Raw genomic sequence first — 2,886 nt, 5'->3', positions numbered from 1 at the left:
AGAAGTGCTGATCCCGGCCACCAGCCGTCCAGTCCCGCTGAATACCGGTGCGCCGACGCAGCGGACATTGAATTCCCGCCCGCAGTTGTCGATGGCATAGCCCCGCCGTCTGGTGCGCCACAGCTCTTCAATGATCTGATCATGGTCGGTCACCGTGGCGTCGGTAAAGGGCGTGCGGACCGTGGTAATGTGCTCTTCCCACTCCTCCTCCGGCATGGCGGAAAGAATGGCCTTGCCGATTCCCGTGCAATACAGTGGTGCGTGTTCTCCCAGCATATCGCGGTAGGGCAGCTCCTGCATCCGCGCTATGGGGTGGGCCACATAGAGATAAAGGACGTCTGTTCCATGAGGCAGACCGAAATAGACGATTTCGCCGGTTTTGTTTGCCAAATCCGTCAGCAGGTCATACACCGCTCGGGGATATCCTAAATGCTGGTTAATAATGTAGGAAAATTCCAGCAACTGAAGCCCCAGCGCATATTTTCCGTTGGGCTGTTTTACAACATAGCCACCTTGCTGAAAGGTTGTCAGGATATTGTGCGCGTTGCTTTTGGTGATGTGGTTCATTTCCGCCAGCTCCGTCACGCCAAGCTCCGGCGTGTCCGCAGAAAAGCATTCCAAAATCCGCAGCGCCTTTGCCAGAGATTTGACTTTGGGATCCTGTGCCCAGGTCATACCAATCTCTTCCTTATTGTTCATCATTACAGAACGCCTTTCTTTATTGTGATATTATTATATTAAAATCAAAAAAATTTCGCAAGCGATTTAAAAAAAACTGTGATTTTTTTATAGTTATACGTTTACGTCGCACTAAATTTGATCCTGCGTTTCGGAATGGTGAACAATTTTTTAATTTTTTGTATAAAAAGTCTTTTCCCCCGGCGATGCGTTCTATCCGATCATTTACAAAGCGCGTCCCCTCGTGTACAATTTCAGAGAAAAGGGCGTGCTTTTGCCCGGTTTATAACGCCGCCTACGGCGGCTAAAGGAGACGGTTTCCTATGCTTTACGACACAACAGAGCATCTTCTGGAATATTCATCCCTGTCCCCCCGACTGGAGCGGGCCTTTCGCTTTCTTGCGGAGACGGACTTTTCATCCCTCCCCGACGGCCGCATCGAGCTGGACGGGACGGACGTGTTTGCCGACCTGAGCACCTATGAAACACGCCTTGTCAACGACACGCCGGAGGCCCATCGAAAATACATTGATGTGCAGTATCTTCTGCGCGGAAAAGAGCTGGTGGGCGTGGCCCCTCTCTCCGCGATGCAGGAGGAGCTCTCCGGCGACGAGGCACGGGATATCTGGTTTTATCGCGGCCCCACGGAGCCGCTGACTCTGAGCGGCAGCCGGGTTTTGGTTCTGTGGCCTCAGGACGCGCATGCCCCCTGCGTGGCGGCGGACGCGCCGGAGACGGTTCGCAAGTGCGTAGTCAAGGTTCGCAAGGACTGAGGCGCAAAGCGTCCTTTCCGCAGCGTCGAAAACGGCGGCGCGGGATAAGTGTGTAAAAAGGCGTGCCTGACGTTCCAAGGAAAAACCGAGTCTCTTGTGTGGTTTGATAACCACGCCGCAAAGAGCTTGTATTTTGCGTAGAAGGCGCTCAAGCTGAATAGCTTGAGCGCCTTAGTCTGTCTAGAGCCCCCTTGAGTTCTGCGCGTTTACCTCCTGACGGCGTGTACCGATATATCCTGTTGTGTCCGCTTTTCCTCGAAACGGGTTTCTGCGCGCATCATTTTTGTCTATGCTCGAAAATGGTCGTTTTTTATTATTTATGGGCAGTCTTATTTTTTAACGCGGATGCATTTGAATTTCATCAATAAAAAATTAGTAGAAAATATACAAAAGTTACACAAACAAATGCAAAGGTTTGTACAAAAATTGTTGTTCACGCTTGCTTTGGCATATACTTTGCTTTCCTTGATTTACGCAGGCAAAACGCCTGAATAAAACTGCCAAAGGAGTAATTTTATGAAATTCGGTATTTTAAAGGACATCAAGGATGGCGAGTACCGCGTGATTGCCACACCAGCCGAAATCAGCTCGCTGACAAACGATGGGCATGGAGCGTTTGTGCAGAGGGGCGCCGGCGCCAACGCCGGATTTTCAGATGAGGCCTATTCCGCAGAGGGTGCCATTCTGGTTGACACCATGCAGGAGATTTATTCCCAATGTGATTTTGTAGCCAAGGTTAAAGAATTTGAATCCTGTGAATACGGGCTGCTGCGTGAAAATCAAATTGTATTCACCTGTATCCATCCGGCGGCACATCCGGAGGAAGTGCAGGCGCTTCTGGACAGCAAGTGCATTGCTTTTACCGCAGAGGACTCGCACCGGTACGGCTCTCCAAACTGTGAGGCAGCCGGAAAGCAGGGGGCGCTGATGGGACTGGAATCACTACAGTCGATTTACGGAGGAAAAGGAAAGTTTGTCAACGGTCTGGGCGGCGCTCCTGGTGTGCATGCCTTGGTTCTGGGCGGCGGCACCGTCGGACAGGCTGTTACTTCGGTGCTGTGCAGTCTGGGCGCCAGAGTGACTGTGATGGACATTAACATCGGCACGCTGCGCTCCACCGCCGTGCAATTCCAGCAGCGCGTATTTACTCAGATTTCGAACCGGTATAATATTGCCAAGCTGCTGCCAAGCGTTGACGTGGTTTATAATTGCGTCAAGTGGCCCAAAAACGCCACTGAGTTCATGATTGACCGGGAAATGGTCCGCTCCATGGAAAAAGGATCGGTCATTGTGGACATCAGTAATGATTACGGCGCAATTGAAACCTTCCATGAGACTACCCATGAAAATCCCCGCTATATAGAAGAAGGAGTGGTGCACTATTGTGTGAGCAACATTCCGGGCGCCATTGCCCAGTCCACCTCCATTGCATACG

The 2,886-nt window shown here is 51.3% G+C and carries 3 protein-coding genes; 2 read left to right on the top strand and 1 reads right to left on the bottom strand.

The features are described 5' to 3' along the window. Positions 1-675, bottom strand: a 675-nt coding sequence (locus RTK01_RS16480) for an IclR family transcriptional regulator (protein ID WP_312282009.1), incomplete at its 3' end; no start/stop codon positions are given. A gap of 326 nt (positions 676-1,001) precedes the next feature. On the opposite strand from RTK01_RS16480, the gene RTK01_RS16475 reads away from it, so the two are divergent. Then, on the top strand, positions 1,002-1,451 hold the full coding sequence (locus RTK01_RS16475; protein WP_312282008.1) for a YhcH/YjgK/YiaL family protein: 450 nt from the start codon (positions 1,002-1,004) through the stop codon (positions 1,449-1,451). Between the two features lie 516 nt (positions 1,452-1,967). Beyond that, positions 1,968-2,886 (top strand): NAD(P)-dependent oxidoreductase (locus tag RTK01_RS16470; protein ID WP_312282007.1); only part of this gene is annotated, 919 nt, incomplete at its 3' end.

The sequence above is a fragment of the Oscillibacter sp. genome (assembly GCF_031978065.1).
Classification (GTDB): domain Bacteria; phylum Bacillota; class Clostridia; order Oscillospirales; family Oscillospiraceae; genus Oscillibacter.
This window is presented reverse-complemented; position numbering and strand designations above follow the sequence as displayed.